Genomic DNA, 17,916 nt, shown 5'->3' with positions numbered 1-17,916 from the left:
TTTTGCCCAAGCCAAGCACAAGTTTTGCCGGCTTGCAACCGGGTACGCTCTCTGCCAGTATGCGCCTCACACCATCGCGGCAGAAAACCGCGCAACAGGAGACAAAGGTTGAGCATCTTACAGCGCGCTGGCAACGCACTTACCCGTTACATGGGAGCGCTTATTCTGGCATGCTCGGCTTTGGCCTTATGGAAGCCGGAGCTGTTCCGCTGGGTGGCCCCGCATGTTACGCCGCTCCTGGGCTGTATCATGTTTGGCATGGGCATGACCCTGCGGCTCAAGGATTTCAGCCTGGTATTTTCCCAGCCGCGCGCCCTGCTGCTGGGTTTGCTGGCCCAGTTCGGCTGTATGCCGCTGCTGGCCTTTGCGTTGTGCCATCTGTTCGCCCTGCCGCCCGATCTGGCAATGGGCGTCATCCTTGTGGGCACGGCCCCCGGCGGCACCGCCTCCAATGTGCTGACCTTTATTGCCAGAGGGGATGTGCCGTATTCCGTAGCGCTTACTTCACTGACCACGGTTGTTGCGCTGGCGCTCATGCCGGTGCTCACATGGTTGCTGGGCGGCGTGTGGGTTCCTGTAGACATGGGGGCCCTGTTCGTCTCCATTCTCAAAATCGTGGTGATCCCGGTTATTCTGGGCATTGCGGCGCACCGATACTGCGGCAGGCTTACAGAACGGGCCATCCCCTTTTTGCCCCCGGCCTCGGCGCTGACCATCACCATTGTGGTGGCTGGCATCATGGCCATCAATGCCCAGAGCATCCTTCGAGCCAGCGTCAATATCTTTCTGGTGGTCGTGTGCCACAACCTGCTGGGCCTGGCCTTTGGCTATGTGGTGGGCCGCATCTGGAAATTTGACGAACCCCGCTGCCGCGCCCTCTGCTTTGAGGTCGGCACACAGAACTCCGGTCTGGCTACGGCCCTCGCGCTGGCGCATTTTTCCCCGGTTTCAGCTATTGCTGGCGCGTTGTTCAGCGTATGGCAGAATATTTCTGGTGCGCTGGTTTCAAACTACTTTCACGGTAAAAAACTGAAACCGAACCCGTAACAGAAGCCCGGAGCAGAACCGCCTCACCAAACCAGAACGCCCCCACGAGCTGCCGGGCTTTGACTCTGGCGCGGTGCTGTGCCAAGTTGTCCGCAGCCGTCCGCCGCTGGCAGGTTATGCCATTGATTATACCATGCAGCAGGCCGACAGCAGATCGGCGGCCCAGTACCTTGAACCATTACCAGCAATCTGAAGAAGGAAGCGCCATGAGCAAGGAAGTCATCAGCACGAGCAAGGCCCCCGGGGCGGTAGGCCCTTACAGTCAGGGCATCAAGACCGGTAACATGTTCTTCTTTTCTGGCCAGATTCCCATTGATCCCGCCATCGGCAAGCTGGTGGAAGGCGATGTGAGCGCTCAGGCGGAACAGGCCTGCAAGAACGTTATGGCATTGCTGGAATCACAGGGCCTGACCGCCGCAAATGTGGTTAAAACCACCGTGTTCATCACCGACATGGGCAACTTTGCGGCTGTTAACGAAGTATACAAAAAGTATTTCACGGCCCCCTGCCCCGCGCGTTCCTGCGTTGAGGTCAGCAAGCTGCCGCTTGGCGCGCAGGTTGAAATTGAGGCCATTGCCGCGCTGTAATTTTTAGCGCCAATACGGGCGACACGGCTCGGTCTTCAACCGCAACGCGGCTCTTGTTTGCAAGCAGCCGCGTTGCGGTTTGTTTGTGCCCTGACGCCACGGCAACACCACCGCATCAGGGCGCTTTGCCGATTTACAGATGCTGTAAAATAGTGGAATATGCAGAAGATTAACGGCAAATGCGAGGCGCGGTATGGACGACCGACAGTCGGATATCACAGGGCAGTATGCCCTGCATATGCAGAAGCAGCTTGTGCAGCACTGCCTTGCCCCCTGGCCTCGCCGTGGCCGCACCCTGCTTGAGGTGAACTGCGGGCGCGGCGAGCTGTTGCCCCTGCTGTGGGAATACGGTTTTGACATGACCGCCACTGAGCACGATCCAGAGTTGCGTGCCGAGGCAAGCCGTATGGCTGACCGCGCCGAAGTGCTGGCCGCCGCTGATGATCACCTGCCCTTTGATGATGACGAATTTGACTGGGTTGTGCTGCACCTTGCCTCGCCCAAAGCCGACAGCACACGCAAGGCCATAACCGAATCGCTTCGAGTGGCCTCCGCAGGCCTTGCCCTCACATTCTGGAACTCGGCTTCGCTTCCATTTATGCTCCACCTGCTTGGCGGCCGCAAAACCGCATGGCCGGGCCCGACCTTCTGCTGGTGGCAGATATGGCGGGCGCTCAGGAGCCTTTCGGCTGGCCGCATAAGCGGGGCAAGCGTTCTTGCCGGACCGCAGGGCACATGGAATGCATCGTGCGCCCTTTCCGGCTGCAACAGGGTTTTGCCATGGCTGCCCATGGGAGCCTGGGGCATTATCCGTATCGACATGGCAAAATCCCGCCCGGTCACGCCGCTGCCCTTGCGGCTCGGGCGCAGACGCATGCGCCGCGCGGAGCCTGTTCTGGAATGCGGCCACAAATCTCAGGCCAAGGCTGCCGACACAGAGAGGAAAGCGCCATGAACCTGCCCTTTATTGCCCCCCTTGTGGCATTCATACGCCAGCACTTGCTGGCGCTGGCCGCAGTGCTGCTTGTTATTCTTGCAGCGGTGGGCGGGTACAGCGGCTGGCGGTACTACCAGTACAGACAGACTGCCGAATTTGCCTTTGCGCAGATAAAGGACGCCCTGCACCCGGCCAAACCCACAGAACTGGCACAGAGGATCAACTTTGACGCCATTTCGCAGCCCCTGGCCAAGGCTGTTGCAGAGCATTACCCCTTTTTAAAAAAGGGGCCAAACCAGTTGCGTGATCTGAGCGACATGGTTCAGGTTGGTCTGCTCAAGCAGGCGCGCGTCAAGGAAGAACCCGTCAAGGAAGAAACTGACGAACTGGTGCGCCTCAGAACCCCGATGTATGTTCTGCCGCCAAACTTTTTTACCCAGTTTTATACAACCATGACCTTGCAGAACCCCACGGAGAACACCGCGCTGATAGCCGCGCAGATTCACCACCCCGTGCTGAACAAACAGTTTTCACTGCTGCTGCGCATGGACAAGACCCCAGAGGGATGGAAGCTGGACGACATCGTCAATGCCGCGGAGCTGGTTCGCCAGTTCCGGGAATTCCAGATGGAGCGCATGGTCGCGCAACGGCAACTGCTTCTTGACAAAAATGCCAAGATAAAAAAACGCATGGAAGATACACTTCCTCTCAAAACCTGCACAGCCAGCGCCGGTTTGATTTCAGACGGAAAGACGCTTCTTGTTGTGGTGGACGTGCAAAGCAAGAACATCAGCACTACCCCAGTCAACAACGTGGATCTTTCGGTCAAAATTTTTGCGCCGGACGGCACAGAGCTGATGCAGCGTTTTCTTAATGCCGTGCAGCCCACATTTCCGGGCGATACGTTTGAACGCAGATGGACTATTGAAGTTGACGGCACAAGCCCGCTTGGCAAATCCATTGTGGCGGCGCGCAAACTTACCTGCGAAGCTTCGTGGAAAACCCTGGGCCTCTCCAATGGAGAGATGCTGCATTTTGCCATAGCGCCTGATCTGCTGGAAGAATTTCAGTAGTTTTCACAGTCACCTGTCCACTATGCCCTTTTCTCGCGCAGGCGAATGTGTCATAGTGATGAGGTTGGCGGGCCGCACACCGCCCGTGCCAGCCTACATAAACTCAAGGAGCCGCAAAATGTCGGGCCTCAGCCGTTCCATACACCTTACGGTGCATATCCATAAAGATCCTGCCGCCATGGCCGAACGTGCCGCCCACATTCTGGCGGCAGCATGCGAAGAAGCCATCGCCGACAGGGGTGTTTTCAGAATCGCGCTCTCCGGCGGGCAGACCCCCACGCCGCTTTTCCGCCTGCTGGCGGGCAAAGACTGGGCCGACCGTCTTCCCTGGGACAAGATGACTTTTTACTGGGTGGATGAACGTTGCGTTGGCCCCGACCATCCAGACAGCAACTACGGGCTTGCGCGCCGCGAACTGCTGAGCATGGTTCCCGCCACGCACTTTTTCCGCATGCGCGGCGAGGAAGACCCGGTTGAAGCCGCCGTCAAATACGAGCAGCAGATCCGCGCCGAATTCAATCTTGGCCCGCAGGAACTGCCCCGCTTTGACTTTATGCTGCTGGGCATGGGCGAAGACGGTCACACTGGCTCCATTTTTCCCAATTCGCCCGCCCTTGCCGAACGCAAGCGCCTTGTCATTGACCAGTACGTGCCCGAACGCAAGGCCGACCGCCTCACGCTCACCCTGCCTGTCATCAACAACGCCCGCTGCTGCATGTTTCTCGTTACCGGCAAGGAAAAGCACGATGTGCTTTCACGCGCGCTCAACCTGCTGGCCGAACCCACCCTGCCCGCACAAAAGGTACGCCCCGGATTTGGCGAACTGATCTGGGTTGTGGACGAGGCCGCCGCCAGAGGCGAGTAAGCCGCCCCATTCACGGATATCTCAATCAAAGCCACCCGCCATCGGGTGGCTTTGATTTGATCCCTGCCAAGCAGATGCAGGCTCCTGCGCATTCCATCAAATATGGCAAAGCTGAAAATGCAAAAAAGCTCCTTTTTCAAGGAGCTTTTTATTATCAGCCTGCGAGCCGTATGAGCGGGAAATGTTCTTTTTTGGCTGCGTTACGGAGCGATGGCAGCATCGTCGCCAGCAGGCTTTGCCTCTACAGCGGGGCTGGCGGACGGCTGCTCTGAAGGCGGATTTTCGGTCTTTTCCGGCTTCTGCACGGGCTTCCGTACTGTCTTGTGCGCGGGCTTCTGCGGAATATCCGGGGCTGCCTCCTGTACGGATTCCTGTGAAGGTTCCTGCATGGGCAAGGGTTCCAGCCCCTGCCACACGCGGGCCTTGCAGATGATTTCCGGCCTGTATTCAAAGTGCATCAGATCATATTCATGCCACTTACCGCCCCAGATAAAGCCCTCGTTTTCAAAGGCTTCCACAATGACGGAGGGATAGCTTTGCTGCATGGGGTGCGGGCGCAGTTTGCTCCAGCGCCAGTAGGTGGCAATGCCGGGGCTGATGTCAAAGGCAATGCCGAAGGCGTGGGGACTCAAGCGGTTCTCACCCGCAATACGCCGCCAGGCGAACCCGCCGTCCATTTTCAGCAGGGGTTTCAGGCGAGGCTCCTGAGCGGCCTGAGGGGCGAGATGAACGTTTGCCCTGTTCATGGCTTGCGCCGCAGCGGGCGAAAGATGCAGGTGCTGACCCAGCAGGCGGGCCTGAACCAGATGCCCCCCGACAGTCTTGGGCGTGGTTCCGTAAAGGGCTTGCAGCAGATCGTAGGAGCGCCGCCGCCCCGGCGAAACACCCAGAGGAGTATCAGGCCGCCGCGGCTCCAGAGGATACGGCTCGGCCATGCTCGCCCGCACGCTCACCACCCACTCTGATTCCTGCGAGCCAGCCAAGGGGGCCGCGCCCGGCGCAGCGTCATACAGCACGCGACGGCCATCGTTAAACACCAGCCACTGGCCCTGCGCGTCCGTCGTCATGGTTGCGATCTGCGGATAGGCCCGCCGCAGGCAATAAAAATCCACTCGCGCGGCATCATCAAGCCCGGCGGGCAGATCAGCGGCGTCAATGAGGCCATTGGCAGCTGCCGCCCCAGTGGTACCGCTTGTGGGCGCGGCATTGGCAGACGCTGTTGCGGGCGCACTGGGGGGCGCACTGGATGACGCAGCCGTCTCGGCCTGCGCGACATGGGCACAGCACAAAAAAATAAAAAGCAGCAATATTGGCATGAAGGCACCCTAGCCGCCCCCGGCTTGTCAAGGCAAGCGCTTTTGCGTACATCTGCGCCATGTCTGCCTGGAAATTTTATCTGGTCACGTTTGGCTGCAAGGTCAATCAGTACGAAACCCAATCACTTCGCGAAGCCTGGCTTGCCCAGGGCGGCGTGGAATGCAGCGCCCCTGCCGAGGCGGATGTGGTGTGCGTCAACAGTTGCGCCATCACCTCCAAGGGCGAGAGGGACGCACGCAATGCCGTGTTCCGCCTGCGCAGGGAGGCTCCCTCCTCGCGCCTGATTCTCACCGGTTGCGCGGCGCGGCTCTTTGCCGATTACAAACCACGCCCCGGCGCCATTTGGGCCGCCCCGGACCTGCTGGTGCCGCAGGAAGAAAAAAGCCGCCTGCTGCATGGCCCATGGGCCGACCTTGACGGCGAGGGCATCACCCCACCCGCCGGGGAGCTGGAGGCTACCCCGCCTGCGGCCACAGTTGCCGCAGCAAACCCTGCGCAGACCGAGGCGCAGGCAAGCCAGCAGGCCTTTCCGCCATTTCAAATTTCCGCCTTCAAGCGCGCCCGCCCGGTGCTGAAAGTACAGGATGGCTGCGCCCACCGCTGCACCTACTGCATTGTTCCCTCTACGCGGGGCAAACCGCGTAGCCGCCCGGTGGACGAAATCGTTTCCGAGGCGCGCCGTCTGTTGCAGGCAGGCCATGCGGAAATCATGGTTTCCGGCATCAATCTGGGCCAGTACGGACGCGGCACGGATACGGGCGACTTCTGGAACCTGCTGCGCACGCTTGACGCGGCTCTTGCGCCGGAATTTGCCGGGCAGGCCCGCCTGCGCATCAGTTCGCTGGAACCCGGCCAGCTCGATCAGCAAGGGCTGGACGCCCTGCTTGCCTGCCGCATGCTCTGCCCACACCTGCATATTTCTTTGCAGCACGGCAGTCAGGCGGTGCTTAAACGCATGGGGCGCGGCCACTACACCCCCACCATGCTGGAGCATGCCGTGAGCGCGCTGGCCTCGCACTGGCCCATCATGGGCCTGGGCGCGGATATCATCGCGGGCTTTCCTGGCGAAACGGAAGACGACATGCGCCAGTTGCTGGAGCTGATCGACCGCCTGCCCATGAGCTACGCCCACGTGTTCCCCTATTCGCGACGGCCCGGCACGGCGGCAGACCGCTTTGACGGGCAGATTCCCCACAGCCTCAAGCTTGAGCGCGCGGCCCGCCTGCGCGAAGCCGTGGGCTGCAAACAGCAGGCATTTCTGGCAGAGCAGCTCAAACTGCCCCGCATGCTGGTGGCGGCTGACAATCCGCAGGCATTTGCGGACTCCACAGGCGTACCCGCAAATGTATCCGCTGACGCACCAGCGGCGCCCACGCCGGAATCTGCGGGCAAGAACAAGAAAAACTCAGTGAAAGGCGTGAACGAATATTATGCCGCCTGCTCCATCCGCTTGCCAACGCAGGGCAAACGCCCCGTCGCGGATGCCGGGCTGTTGCCCGCGCGGCCCGTGGCTGTCACTGAAAAAGGCCTGGTGGTGGAGCTGATAGAGCAAAAATAAATGCAGTGTCGCTGTACACTTCATAAAAGAAAAGGAGAGCCATGCTCTCCTTTTCTTTTATCTGTACAAACCCGTGCTGCTCTTTCGGAGACCCCTTACAGGCCTCCTGCAAACAGGCTAGATGCTGATCTTCGCGCCCAGCAGCTTAACAAACTCGGCGATCAGGGCGGGATGGGCAGGCCACGCGGGGGCAGAAACAAGGTTGCCGTCCACAGTGGCGCTGGTGAGTGTTTCGTTAAAGTCGCACCAGGTGGCCCCGGCGTCCACCACATCGGGTTTGACCGCAGGGTAGGCGGTGCAACTACGGTTTTTCAGCACACCAGCCGTCACAAGGATCTGCGGGCCGTGGCACACGGCGGCAATGGGCTTTTTGGCGTCGTTGAATTCGCGCACGATTTCCAGAACGCGGGGGTTCAGGCGCAGATATTCCGGGGCGCGGCCACCGGGAATAACAAGGCCTGCGTAGTCAGCGGTGTTCACCTTGTCGAAATCGTAGTTGATGCCGAAGTTGTGTCCGCGTTTTTCAGAATAGGTCTGGTCGCCCTCAAAGTCATGGATGGCCGTGCGCACGCTTTCTCCGGCCTTTTTCCCGGGGCAGACGGCATGCACTTCATAGCCCAGCATCTGCAACATCTGGAAAGGCACCATGATTTCATAATCCTCAACATAGTCGCCAGCCAGCACCAGAATTTTTTTCATATTTTCCTCCAAACGGGGAGCGGCCCGTTAACGCGGTCGCCAAGACCGGTTGTTGCGCGGCGGCCGGGCGGCAAAACACCGCCCTTGCCTTGACCGTATATATACTTATATATGCACACAAAGCATGTGGGCAAGCCCCTGACTCCCCCTGGCCCGCACAATTGCGCGCCTGGGAGGCTGGTCGCTTTCTGACCGCAGCGGCCTGCGCAAGCTTCAGAACATTTTCAACAGTAATTATTCTGGCGCCCCCATGTTGCGGTATGCCGCCGCAAGGGTTTCATTCCGGCAACGAATCAGGAGAATAATCATGCCCATGTACGATTTTGTCTGCACGGCCTGCGGCAATAAATTTGAAGATCTTGTTTTTGGCGATGAAGTTCCTGCCTGCCCCAAGTGCAATTCCCCCGCCACAGAAAAGCAGATGTGCGTCCCCAGCCCGCTGAAAACCGGGGCTTTCCCCTACAAGCCCGGCCCGGTGCGCCCCATGGGCAAAGGCATGCCCCCCTCCTGCGCGGCTGGCGGCGGCTGCGGCGGCTGTAGCGGAAATTCCGGTGGATCGCAGGCATAATACACTGATTTTAAAAATAAAAAATGCATACCCACAGCGCCGGGCCAAGGGCATTTGTTGCATTCGCAAGCCCCTTGCTCTACACTGACGCATATCTTTAGCAGGAAGGAAGCTATGCTCCGCAGCATGACCGGCTTTGGCCGCTGCCTGGTGGAAAACGACTACACCACCCAGCAGTGGGAGGTTAAAAGCGTCAACAGTCGCCATCTTGACCTCAAGTGGCGTTTGCCTCTCTCTATACGCAGCCTTGAACCGCGCCTTGAAAAAGTGGTGCGGCGCTATGCCTCGCGCGGGCGCGTGGATGTGAGCCTGGTCTTGCAGTACGCGCCGGGCAACACCCCAGCCATGCGTTTTGACATGGTGCAGGCCGCTGCCATGCTTGATAATTTGCAGGCGCTGGCAGACGCACGCGGCGAGGCTTATGTTCCAGACTTCAACGCGCTGTTGCAGATCCCTTCTCTTTGGGGCGACAGCGGCGAGGAGCTGGACGAAGACACCGCCCGCTGCCTTGAAGAAGGCCTGGCCCTTGCGCTGGAAGACTGGAACGAGGCCCGCTCCGCCGAAGGCCGCTCCCTTGCCACCGACATGCACTCCCGCATTCTGCGCATGGAAGAATGGACAGGCCTTATTGCCGACCGCGCGCCCAATATCAAGGAAGAACGCGCCAATGCCCTGCGCGAACGCCTGAGCGAGGCCCTGTCCCAGAACGGGCAGGAGCTGGAAGAAGGACGCTTTTTGCAGGAAGCCGTCATTCTGGCTGACCGCCTGGATGTGAGCGAAGAGCTCACGCGGCTCAACACGCATCTGGCGCGGCTGCACGACCTGCTGCAAACCGGCGGCGATGCCGGGCGGCGGCTCGATTTTACCTTGCAGGAGTGCTTCCGCGAGATCAACACCTGCGGCAACAAGCTGCCTGACGTACAGCTTTCGCGCATGGTGGTTGATTTTAAAAACGAACTGGAAAAATGCCGCGAGCAGGTTCAGAATCTGGAATAAGCATGCCTCGCGAACGTCTTATCAATATTGGTTTTGGCAACTATGTGCTGGCGGGCCGGGTTGTGGGCATTGTCAGCCCTGCATCCTCGCCCATGAAACGCCTTCGCGAAGACGCGCGGGCTGAGGGAAGGCTCATTGACGCCACCCAGGGGCGCAAAACGCGCTCCATTCTGGTGACGGATTCAAACCACGTCATACTTTCCTCCATCCAGCCGGAAACAATCAGTCAGCGCTTTGCGCAAGAGGAAGGGGACTGATGCCCCGCGAAGGCATAGCACTGGTGCTGAGCGCACCGTCTGGCGCAGGCAAGACCACACTAGTCAAACGCCTGCTGGCGGAATTTCCGCATATTGGCTACTCGGTTTCGTGCACGACGCGGCAACCGCGTCAGGGCGAAGTGGACGGCAAGGATTACATTTTTCTGAGCCACGAAGAATTCGAGCAACGGCGCGTCCAGGGCTATTTTGCAGAATGGGCCGAGGTTCACGGCAATTTTTACGGTACGCCGCTTGCCCCGGTGAAGAAAAAACTGCATCAGGGCCAGGACGTGCTTTTTGACATTGACGTGCAGGGCGCGGCGCAACTCAAGCTTTCCCTTTCGGAAGCCACGTTTGCCTTTATCCTGCCCCCCAGCCTGCACGAACTTGAAAACCGTTTGCGCGGGCGCGGGCTGGATGACGAGCCAACCATTGCACGCCGCCTTGTCAACGCGAGGTCAGAGATTCTTCAGGCCCGTTGGTATGATTCAGTCATTGTGAACGACAATCTGGATCAGGCCTACGATACCCTGCGGGCGGTGTATGTGGCGGCGGGGCTTGCACCTGCGCGCAATCCGCACCTGCTGGATGAGATTCTCAACCGCTGATGCGCTCTGGCTGATGCGCTCTGATCGGCACTGAAAAATTCTGCTATGGGCTGCTCCGCAGACCGCCAGCAAGAATGATCCGCCCCCTCCGCAGCACGGCATGCGCGTTGGGGCAAAAGACCTGAAACCGCATATTTTGTTCGTACAGCCGGATTTCTGGCCGCGAGCAGCAGCACAGGAAGCAACATGCCCACGCAGCAGCACAGGCCGCAACTGGCGGTCGCTCTGGATTTGCCCGAAAAACAGCTTGCACTTGCACTGGCGCGCCAACTGCGCGGCACGGTTCCCTGGTGCAAGGTGGGCATGGAGTTGTTTACCCACGCAGGCCCAGGCCTGCTGGAAGAACTGTCCGCAATGGGCTTCAGTGTTTTTCTTGACCTGAAGTTCTACGACATTCCCAACACCGTGGCGCAGGCTGTCAAAGCTGCGGCTGCGGCAGGGGTGAACATGCTGACCCTGCACTGTCAGGGCGGCGAGCGCATGTGCCGCGCTGCGGCAGAGGCGGCAGCCGGAGTTTCCGGGCAGCGCCCCCTGCTCTTTGGCGTGACCGTGCTTACAAGTTTTGCACCCGGCGAAATGCCCGGCATAGAGGCCTCACCGGCTGATTTTGCTCTGGCTCTGGCCCGTCAGGCCGGGCCGTGGGGCCTTGACGGCGTGGTCTGCTCCGGGCATGAAGCTACAGCCATCAAGGCCAGTTGCCCTGGCCTGCGCTGCCTTTGCCCAGGGATCCGCCCTGCGGGTTCCGCCGCTGGCGACCAGCGCCGCGTTATGACGCCCGCTCTGGCCATTGCGGCAGGAGCTGACTATCTGGTTGTGGGCAGGCCCATCACGGCTGCGCCGGACCCGCTGGCAATGGCCCGGCAGATTACGGAGGAAATGGCCTCCGCGCACACATAAAGAAGTATTGAGGATGAGCATGGCCGGTCAAACGCCCAAAAGCGCGCAAGGCGATTCCCACAACAACGGCAAAACCGATGTTCGCGGGGTCTTCTCCACTCAGGAAGTCCGCAGGGTGGGTACTGGCACGACCACGCGCAAGACCGTGCAAAAAACCTTCTGGTTTATTGAGCAGCACGGCAAGGAAATTGATTGCCAGCCGCTCAATACCAACTATGTGCCCAGCGGCCCCAAGCGCAAAATCACCCTGGACGAGCTTATTGCCAAATTCTCGCCCGAGCCGGAATTTTACCTCAATTCCGTTTTCCCCAAAATGCAGGAGATGCAGCGCAGTATTGATAACGGCGACGAACATCGCGAAAATGGCGAGAACTTTGCCGCCGAATTTGAATACACGCGCGCCCTCAAGGTGGATGAAGAAAACGTGCGGGCCAACTTTGGCATTGGGCTGACCTATCTTGAGCGGGGCGACAACGCCAAGGCGCAGGACATTTTTCAGCGTCTGGTAAAACTCGAAGCCGCGTTTGAGCCAGAGCACAAGCACCTTTTCAATGAATTTGGCATCAATCTTCGCAAAAGCAAGATGTTGCAGGAATCGTTTGAATACTATCAGCGCGCCCTTGAGCTTTCGCCCACGGACGAAAACCTGTACATGAACATGGCGCGCGTGCTGCTTGAACTCAAGGACATCAGCCAGTGCGTTGATTACCTGCTGAAAGCGCTTGAGCTTGCACCACGGCACGAAACCTCGCTCAAATTCCTGGCATGGCTTATTCAGAAACAGCTCGTACCCGCCGACCGCATAGAAGGTGTACGCGCCGCACTTCAGGCCGCACAAAACGGGGCCGCGCAGAAACCCAAAACGGCGGGCTAACGCTTTGAAAAACTGGCTGATCCGCGAGCCTGTGCAAAACATCTGCCCCACGCCGCCCCGGCAATGGGCAGATGCTCTCTCCATCTCGCCCCTTCTTCTTGAGATTCTCTGGCGGCGTGGCCTTTCCGAAAGGGATGCCATGGACGCCTTTTTGTCCGCCCGGCTTGATTCACTCACGCCCCCTGACCGCTGGCCCCAATTACCCGAGGCATCCAGCCTGCTGGCTTCAGAACTGCTGGCCGGAAAAAAGCTGGCAGTCTGGGGCGATTATGACGTGGACGGAGTGACAGCCGCCACTCTGGTGCTGGACGTGCTTGAAAGCCACGGCATCCACGCGGACTGGCATATCCCTGACAGGCGCAGCGAAGGCTACGGCCTCAACGTGCCGCATATCGAGGCTCTGGCCGCCCAGGGCTGCGGCGTGCTGCTCACGGTGGATTGCGGCATTTCAGATGTGCAGGCAGTGCAGCGCGCCCGGGAGCTTGGCATGACAGTGGTTGTTTCCGACCACCACCTGCCGCCCGAAGAGCTGCCCCCTGCCCACGCCATCTGCAACCCCCGCATCTGCACCGCAGAAGACCTGCCCTACCCGCACCTTGCAGGCGTGGGCGTGGCCTTTTACCTTATGGGGGGCGTCAACGCCGCCTTGGCCCCACATACGGGCAAAAAGCACAACATGGGCGATTGCCTTGATCTGGTGGCGCTGGGCACCCTTGCCGATGTCATGCCCCTCACCGGAGAAAACCGCGTGCTCGTGCGCGGCGGGCTTACCCGCATTGCGCGGGCGGAGCGGCCCGGCATGGCTGCCTTGAAAGTTGCCAGCGGCATGAACGCCGCTGCGGCACTGAGCGCCGGGCAGGCGGTTTTTCGCCTTGCGCCGCGCATCAACGCCGCTGGGCGCATGGGCAAGGGCGAGCTGGCCCTACGCCTGCTGCGCGAAAAAGATCACGTTGCCGCCGCGGGCATGGCGCAGGAACTGGACGAACTCAATCTGGCCCGCCGTCAGGAAGAAGAACGCATCTACGCAGAAGCCAAGGCGCAGGCATCAGACATACTTTCGCGCGGGCCGCGCGCAGCTCTTGTGCTCTACGGCAAGGACTGGCACCCCGGTATCGTGGGCATTGTGGCCTCGCGCATTGTGGAAGATTACTACCGCCCCACCATCATTGTGTGCGACGATCAGGGCAGCCTCAAAGGCTCGGGCCGTTCCGTGCGCGAGTTTGATCTGCACGGAGGCCTGACCCGCACGGCAGACTGCCTGCTGAACTTTGGCGGGCACCGTCAGGCGGCGGGCGTGCGCCTTGCGCCGGAAAGGCTGGAAGAATTTCGCGCCCGGTTTGACGCTGTGGCGGAAGAAGTGCTTGGCCCCAACCCGTTGCTTCCCAGCATCACGCTGGAATGCGAACTGAGCTTCAAGCTGGCGGGCGATCACAACTTTCTCAAGGAACTTGAGCTGTTGCAACCCTTTGGACCCGGAAATCCCGAGCCGGTATTCCAGTCGCCCCCGCTGCTGGTCAAAGAACGTTCTTTTCTTGGGCGCAGCAGGGAACATGTGCTTTTGCGTCTGACGGACAGCGCCAGCGGCATTACCCTTTCTGCAAAGGCCTGGCGCATGGCTGACGAACTGCCCGCGTCGCTCATCAACAAACACATTCTTGTGGCCTACACCCCCCGCATCGACACCTACAACGGCATCGCCTCGGTGGATATTGCCATCAAGGACTGGCGGCCAGCCTGACCGCCCAGTCTTGTAATAAACGCATAAAGGGGCAGCCCGGCACCAATCAGCCGGGCTGCCCCTTTCAATATGCAAGATGCGCTATCCCCGCTTCATTTCTGCAATCAGGTCGCTCAGGGCCTTGGCCTGACGCGTAAGATCCGTCACGGCCTGAGCCGCTTCGTCCATGGCTCTGGCGGTCTGCATAGAGATATCATTGATCTTCACAATGGTCTGGTTGATTTCATCGCTGGTAGCAGACTGCTGCTCGCTGGCGGTGGCAATGGCGCGCACCTGATCCGCCGCAAGCTCCACACTGTTGACAATGTGGGTGAGCGCTTCGCCAGACTGCCCCGCAAAATCAGAGGCAACCTCCACCTGCCGCAAGGCAACTTCCATAACATCCACGCTCTTGGCCGTGCTGGTCTGGATGGCCTTGATGGCATTGCCCACATCATGGGTTGAGGCCATGGTTTTTTCTGCCAGTTTGCGCACTTCGTCCGCCACCACGGCAAAACCGCGCCCGGCATCGCCCGCACGTGCGGCCTCGATGGCGGCATTGAGGGCAAGGAGGTTTGTCTGGTCAGCAATATCAGAAATCACGTTCATAATGCGGTTAATGGCCTGAGCGTGGTCGTTCAGTTCCGCCATGTCGCTCTTGAGCCCGTGCGAAATCTCGCGCACCTGACCAATGCTTTGCAGGGACTGCTGCACAATTGTTGAACCGTTTTCGGCGCTGCTGCGCGTCTCCTCGGAGGTGGACGAAGCAGCCGAAGCGTTGCGGGCCACTTCCTGCACAGTGGCGTTCATCTGGTTCATGGCTGTGGCCGCTTCAGCAAGGCGTTGTGCGGATTCGGAGGCAGCCTTCTCTGACTGCCCTATCTGCTCTGAAAGCCGCGCCGAAGCCGAAGCAAGAATATCCGCCACGCCTTCGAGCTGCCCCGCAGCAGCGAGCATGCCCTCCTTGCGCGCGTTTTCCGCCTGTATGGCGGCCTGCTCTGCGCGCTCCGTTGCCTGGCGGGCCTGTTCTGTGGCCTTGTGCGCCGCAGCGGTTTTTTCCTCGCTTTCGCCCAGCAGACGTTTGATGTTGCCCATCATGCGTTCCATGCCAAATGAAAGTACGCTGAACTCGTCGCCTCTTTTTTCAGAAGTTCGCAGCAGGCGCTCCTCCGTCGCGGAACATTCGAGCCTGCCGCCAGCAATGGCCTCGGCAATGCCGGAGAGCCCACCCAGCAGGTGCACGATACTGCGCACACTCAAAAAGATGACGATGCCTACCACAAGGGCGCAAGCCACTGCCGTCAGCACGTTATTGACCAGCATGTCGCTGATGGGTTCGTAAAGGAGGGTTTTGTCCAGCTCCAGGCACAATATCCAGCCTTCATCGGGCATATCTGTATAATACAGAATTTTTTCAAGCCCTTCGGCATTCACAAATTCAAGACGGCCTTTTTTGTTTTTGAGAACTTCCGCCACCCAGGCCGAGCCTGTTTCTTTCTGCCCGATACGCTTCAGGTCGGGGTGCTGTACAATCACGCCTTCCGTATTGATAACAAATGCCAGGCCCACATCACCAAGATCAACCATGTTTGTGGTGGCGTTGGCCAGCTTGTCGTTGTCTGTGCCCCCGTAAATAACGCCTACGATTTTGCCTTTGTCCTTAACGGGCATGCCTATGATGGTGGTCATTTTTTTGGTGGCCACACTGACCAGCCCGATAGAACTGATCTGTCCCTTCATGCCGTTGATAAAGTAGACACGCTTTGAAAAATCCTCGCCAATGGTGTTGCTGAATTTCTGCGTGTCGCCCTTCTTGCTGTGCACAATAACCTTGCCGTCTGGCGCAATGAGGCCGCACGTGGCGATGTTGCTGTTGACAGCGGTAAAGTTTTTGAGGGCTTCAAGGGCGCTGAGGAAAAGCTCGTTGTTGTGGTCAATGGGAGCGCCATTGGCATAAGCTTCAAGAAAGAGGCGAAGGCGGCGATTTTCGGCAATCTGGGCAAGGGCTTCCTTCATGGATACAAAGACCGCGTTCAGGCCCACTTCCTGCCCTTTCAGAATGGCCGCAATATCCTGCCGGGTCTGCTTTCGCAACGCATCTTCAGACATGCGATGACTTATGCCAGCCACAAGGGCCAGGCCAAGCATGGATGGAATAAGGATGTACAGCGACATCTTCGTCAAAAGACCCAGCTTCATAGTGCCTCCCGGTACCTGACGCCCGTTCTGAAAAAGGAGCAGTTTTCAGTTTTATCGTCATGTTTCGGATATGCAATAGGGTAAAACGCACTCATGCCTGCACAAGCCAAGACTAACGGATACCTCAACATGAACGATTCTGACCTTTATGGCAATGGGCAGAGTCTATGCAGTGATTTCTTTCAAAAAAACAAGATGCCCCCGGTCAGGATAACTCGGGGGCATCGTCTTGCAATAAAGAAGTGTTATCGTTTACGGCATGGTGTACACGCGTTCGGTGTTAAAGATATTGCCTTCCTTTTCAAGCCCCTGAGCTGCGGCCTTGCTGTACCACGCAGCGGCTTCTGACGGATTTACAGGCACACCTACGCCAAATTCATAGCATGCGCCCACGTAACGCTGCGCCTGCGCAAAGCCTTGGTCGGCAGAACGCTTGGCCCAGGCAAAGGACTGATCCGGATCCTTGGCAAACCCATACCGTCCCTGGCTGTAATAAAGCGCAAGGTTGAACTGGGCTTCCGCATTGCCAGCAGTGGCGGCGCGGCTCATAAGATCGGCCACGGCGGTATCGTTTTTGGGAACCCCGGCGCCCAGTTCATACAGATAGCCCAACTGCACCTGCGCCTCGGCGTAATTCTGCTCCGCAGCTATGCGGAACCACTTGGCAGCGGTTTCCATATCCTGCGTCACGCCAAGGCCGTTTTCGTAGCAGCGGCCCAGCAGCACCTGGGCGCGGGGATTGCCATCGCTGGCCAGAGGCTGCACCATCTGCACAACCTTGTTGTATTGACCGATATTATACGCAGTCCACGCTTCATCCAGCGTTTGCTCGGCGCTTTTGGCGGGAGCCGCCTGAACTGTAGCACCCATTCCTGAACCCAGGGCCAGCGCTGCGGCCAAAAGGATTGCAGAACCTATTTTTTTCATAAACGTCTCCTTTGATTCCGGCTCAGCCGCCGGAGTTGCACGGCCAGACAGTAGTACCAGCGCGGGCTGTTGGCAAGCCGCCCCTTGACGCCATAGCTGGCAGAAGGCACAAACACAGCAGGCGCAGGGCTTGCCCAACCTTTTTTTGCGCCCTGAGGAGATTTTGCATGACTGTTCCCCCAAACGGCCCGCGGCATGACCAACCCGACACTTCTGAACAGGCTGCGCTGCCCGAGGGTGATGCGGGCAAAACGGGCGCGCCGCGCGTGGTTGATGTGGAAATTCTGCACGACCATGAAGACCCGCGCAATGCCGGCCAGCACACAACAGGGCAAGGCAATGCCAGGGCGCAGAGCAATGGGTGGGATAGTGCCCCCGGCTTCGGCCCCTATGGGGATGGAGCGGGCACAGGTTCAGGCCAGGCGGAGTCGGGGCGTCAGGAGTACCGCAGCAGGTTTTTCTACCGTGGAACCTTCGGCCAGGCCGGGGGCCTCGGCGGTATGAACCTTGGCCGCGTGTGGATGGGTGGCAATGACCAGACAGGCTGCCTTGCCGCCAGCGTGACCTTTGCCCTCTTTATGGTCTGCCTTGCCCAGTTTGGTTTTCTTGCGGGCATCGGCTTTGTCTTCTTCCATATAATAGGCACGCTCATGGGCGTTATGCGCGATCTGCGGCAATTCAGCACGGGCCGCCTGCCCAATCCGTGGACATGGCGCATCGGCAACTGGGCTGTTTCCTTTCTGCTGACGGCATGGTTTGCCGGAGCCTTTGACTGAGCCGCGCTGCGGTT

At 59.1% G+C, this 17,916-nt stretch carries 18 protein-coding genes; 14 read left to right on the top strand and 4 right to left on the bottom strand.

The features are described 5' to 3' along the window. The first annotated feature begins 108 nt into the window (after nt 1-108). From QZ383_RS00990 to pgl, 5 genes are all read left to right on the top strand, one after another. Nucleotides 109-1,047 carry a bile acid:sodium symporter family protein gene (locus QZ383_RS00990; RefSeq protein ID WP_291442293.1) on the top strand — a complete coding sequence of 313 codons (939 nt, stop codon included), beginning with the start codon at nt 109-111 and terminating at the stop codon, nt 1,045-1,047. A 206-nt stretch (nt 1,048-1,253) separates the two neighbouring features. Further along, nucleotides 1,254-1,634: a RidA family protein gene (locus QZ383_RS00985; protein ID WP_291442291.1), complete on the top strand. Its 381-nt coding sequence runs from the start codon at nt 1,254-1,256 to the stop codon at nt 1,632-1,634. Between the two features lie 193 nt (nt 1,635-1,827). Then, nucleotides 1,828-2,589 (top strand): methyltransferase domain-containing protein, encoded by a 762-nt coding sequence (locus QZ383_RS00980; protein ID WP_291442290.1) that lies wholly within the window; start codon nt 1,828-1,830, stop codon nt 2,587-2,589. After that, nucleotides 2,586-3,644, top strand: coding sequence for a translation initiation factor IF-2 (locus QZ383_RS00975; protein WP_291442288.1), 1,059 nt, complete (start codon nt 2,586-2,588; stop codon nt 3,642-3,644). Before QZ383_RS00980 ends, QZ383_RS00975 begins: the two co-directional genes overlap by 4 nt. Nucleotides 3,645-3,762: 118 nt before the next feature. After that, nucleotides 3,763-4,509: a 6-phosphogluconolactonase gene (gene pgl / locus QZ383_RS00970; RefSeq protein WP_291442287.1), complete on the top strand. Its 747-nt coding sequence runs from the start codon at nt 3,763-3,765 to the stop codon at nt 4,507-4,509. Nucleotides 4,510-4,709: 200 nt separating this feature from the next. On the opposite strand, the gene QZ383_RS00965 is transcribed toward pgl, so the two are convergent. Continuing rightward, a complete protein-coding gene (locus tag QZ383_RS00965) occupies nt 4,710-5,825 on the bottom strand; it encodes a M15 family metallopeptidase (RefSeq protein ID WP_291442285.1) in 1,116 nt (371 codons plus the stop codon). A gap of 59 nt (nt 5,826-5,884) precedes the next feature. Between QZ383_RS00965 and QZ383_RS00960 the strand changes: the two genes are divergently transcribed. Beyond that, nucleotides 5,885-7,384, top strand: a complete 1,500-nt coding sequence (locus tag QZ383_RS00960) for a radical SAM protein (protein ID WP_291442283.1) — start codon at nt 5,885-5,887, stop codon at nt 7,382-7,384. 117 nt (nt 7,385-7,501) lie between these two features. Here QZ383_RS00960 and QZ383_RS00955 read toward each other — a convergent pair whose 3' ends face one another. Beyond that, complete coding sequence (locus QZ383_RS00955; protein ID WP_291442281.1) at nt 7,502-8,083, bottom strand: DJ-1/PfpI family protein; 582 nt, start codon at nt 8,081-8,083, stop codon at nt 7,502-7,504. 307 nt (nt 8,084-8,390) lie between these two features. Between QZ383_RS00955 and QZ383_RS00950 the strand changes: the two genes are divergently transcribed. From QZ383_RS00950 to recJ, 7 genes are all read left to right on the top strand, one after another. Further along, nucleotides 8,391-8,651: a zinc ribbon domain-containing protein gene (locus tag QZ383_RS00950; RefSeq protein WP_192111405.1), complete on the top strand. Its 261-nt coding sequence runs from the start codon at nt 8,391-8,393 to the stop codon at nt 8,649-8,651. 114 nt (nt 8,652-8,765) lie between these two features. Continuing rightward, nucleotides 8,766-9,647 carry a YicC/YloC family endoribonuclease gene (locus QZ383_RS00945; RefSeq protein ID WP_192111404.1) on the top strand — a complete coding sequence of 294 codons (882 nt, stop codon included), beginning with the start codon at nt 8,766-8,768 and terminating at the stop codon, nt 9,645-9,647. A 2-nt stretch (nt 9,648-9,649) separates the two neighbouring features. Continuing rightward, nucleotides 9,650-9,904: a DUF370 domain-containing protein gene (locus QZ383_RS00940; RefSeq protein ID WP_136400130.1), complete on the top strand. Its 255-nt coding sequence runs from the start codon at nt 9,650-9,652 to the stop codon at nt 9,902-9,904. Continuing rightward, the gene (gmk, locus tag QZ383_RS00935; RefSeq protein ID WP_291442279.1) at nt 9,904-10,512 is read left to right on the top strand and encodes a guanylate kinase; all 609 of its coding nucleotides are present in this window, start codon (nt 9,904-9,906) and stop codon (nt 10,510-10,512) included. Before QZ383_RS00940 ends, gmk begins: the two co-directional genes overlap by 1 nt. A gap of 186 nt (nt 10,513-10,698) precedes the next feature. Further along, nucleotides 10,699-11,409: an orotidine-5'-phosphate decarboxylase gene (gene pyrF, locus QZ383_RS00930; protein WP_233482698.1), complete on the top strand. Its 711-nt coding sequence runs from the start codon at nt 10,699-10,701 to the stop codon at nt 11,407-11,409. Nucleotides 11,410-11,428: 19 nt separating this feature from the next. Next, nucleotides 11,429-12,283, top strand: coding sequence for a tetratricopeptide repeat protein (locus QZ383_RS00925; RefSeq protein ID WP_291442274.1), 855 nt, complete (start codon nt 11,429-11,431; stop codon nt 12,281-12,283). Nucleotides 12,284-12,287: 4 nt separating this feature from the next. Next, entirely contained in the window at nt 12,288-14,021 is a 1,734-nt protein-coding gene (recJ, locus tag QZ383_RS00920) for a single-stranded-DNA-specific exonuclease RecJ (protein ID WP_291442273.1), read from the top strand. An 81-nt stretch (nt 14,022-14,102) separates the two neighbouring features. Here the strand turns inward: recJ and QZ383_RS00915 are convergent, their stop codons facing one another. Both QZ383_RS00915 and QZ383_RS00910 read right to left on the bottom strand, forming a co-directional pair. Continuing rightward, the gene (locus tag QZ383_RS00915; protein ID WP_291442271.1) at nt 14,103-16,199 is read right to left on the bottom strand and encodes a methyl-accepting chemotaxis protein; all 2,097 of its coding nucleotides are present in this window, start codon (nt 16,197-16,199) and stop codon (nt 14,103-14,105) included. A 252-nt stretch (nt 16,200-16,451) separates the two neighbouring features. Continuing rightward, nucleotides 16,452-17,126: a tetratricopeptide repeat protein gene (locus QZ383_RS00910; protein ID WP_291442269.1), complete on the bottom strand. Its 675-nt coding sequence runs from the start codon at nt 17,124-17,126 to the stop codon at nt 16,452-16,454. Between the two features lie 167 nt (nt 17,127-17,293). Between QZ383_RS00910 and QZ383_RS00905 the strand changes: the two genes are divergently transcribed. Further along, a complete protein-coding gene (locus tag QZ383_RS00905; protein WP_291442267.1) occupies nt 17,294-17,902 on the top strand; it encodes a hypothetical protein in 609 nt (202 codons plus the stop codon). The last annotated feature ends 14 nt before the right edge of the window (nt 17,903-17,916 follow it).

Origin of the sequence: Desulfovibrio sp. (assembly GCF_019422935.1) — a bacterium.
Taxonomy (GTDB): Bacteria; Desulfobacterota; Desulfovibrionia; order Desulfovibrionales; family Desulfovibrionaceae; genus Desulfovibrio.
The sequence above is the reverse complement of the archived record's forward strand: the minus strand, read 5'-3'. Positions and strand labels throughout refer to the sequence as shown.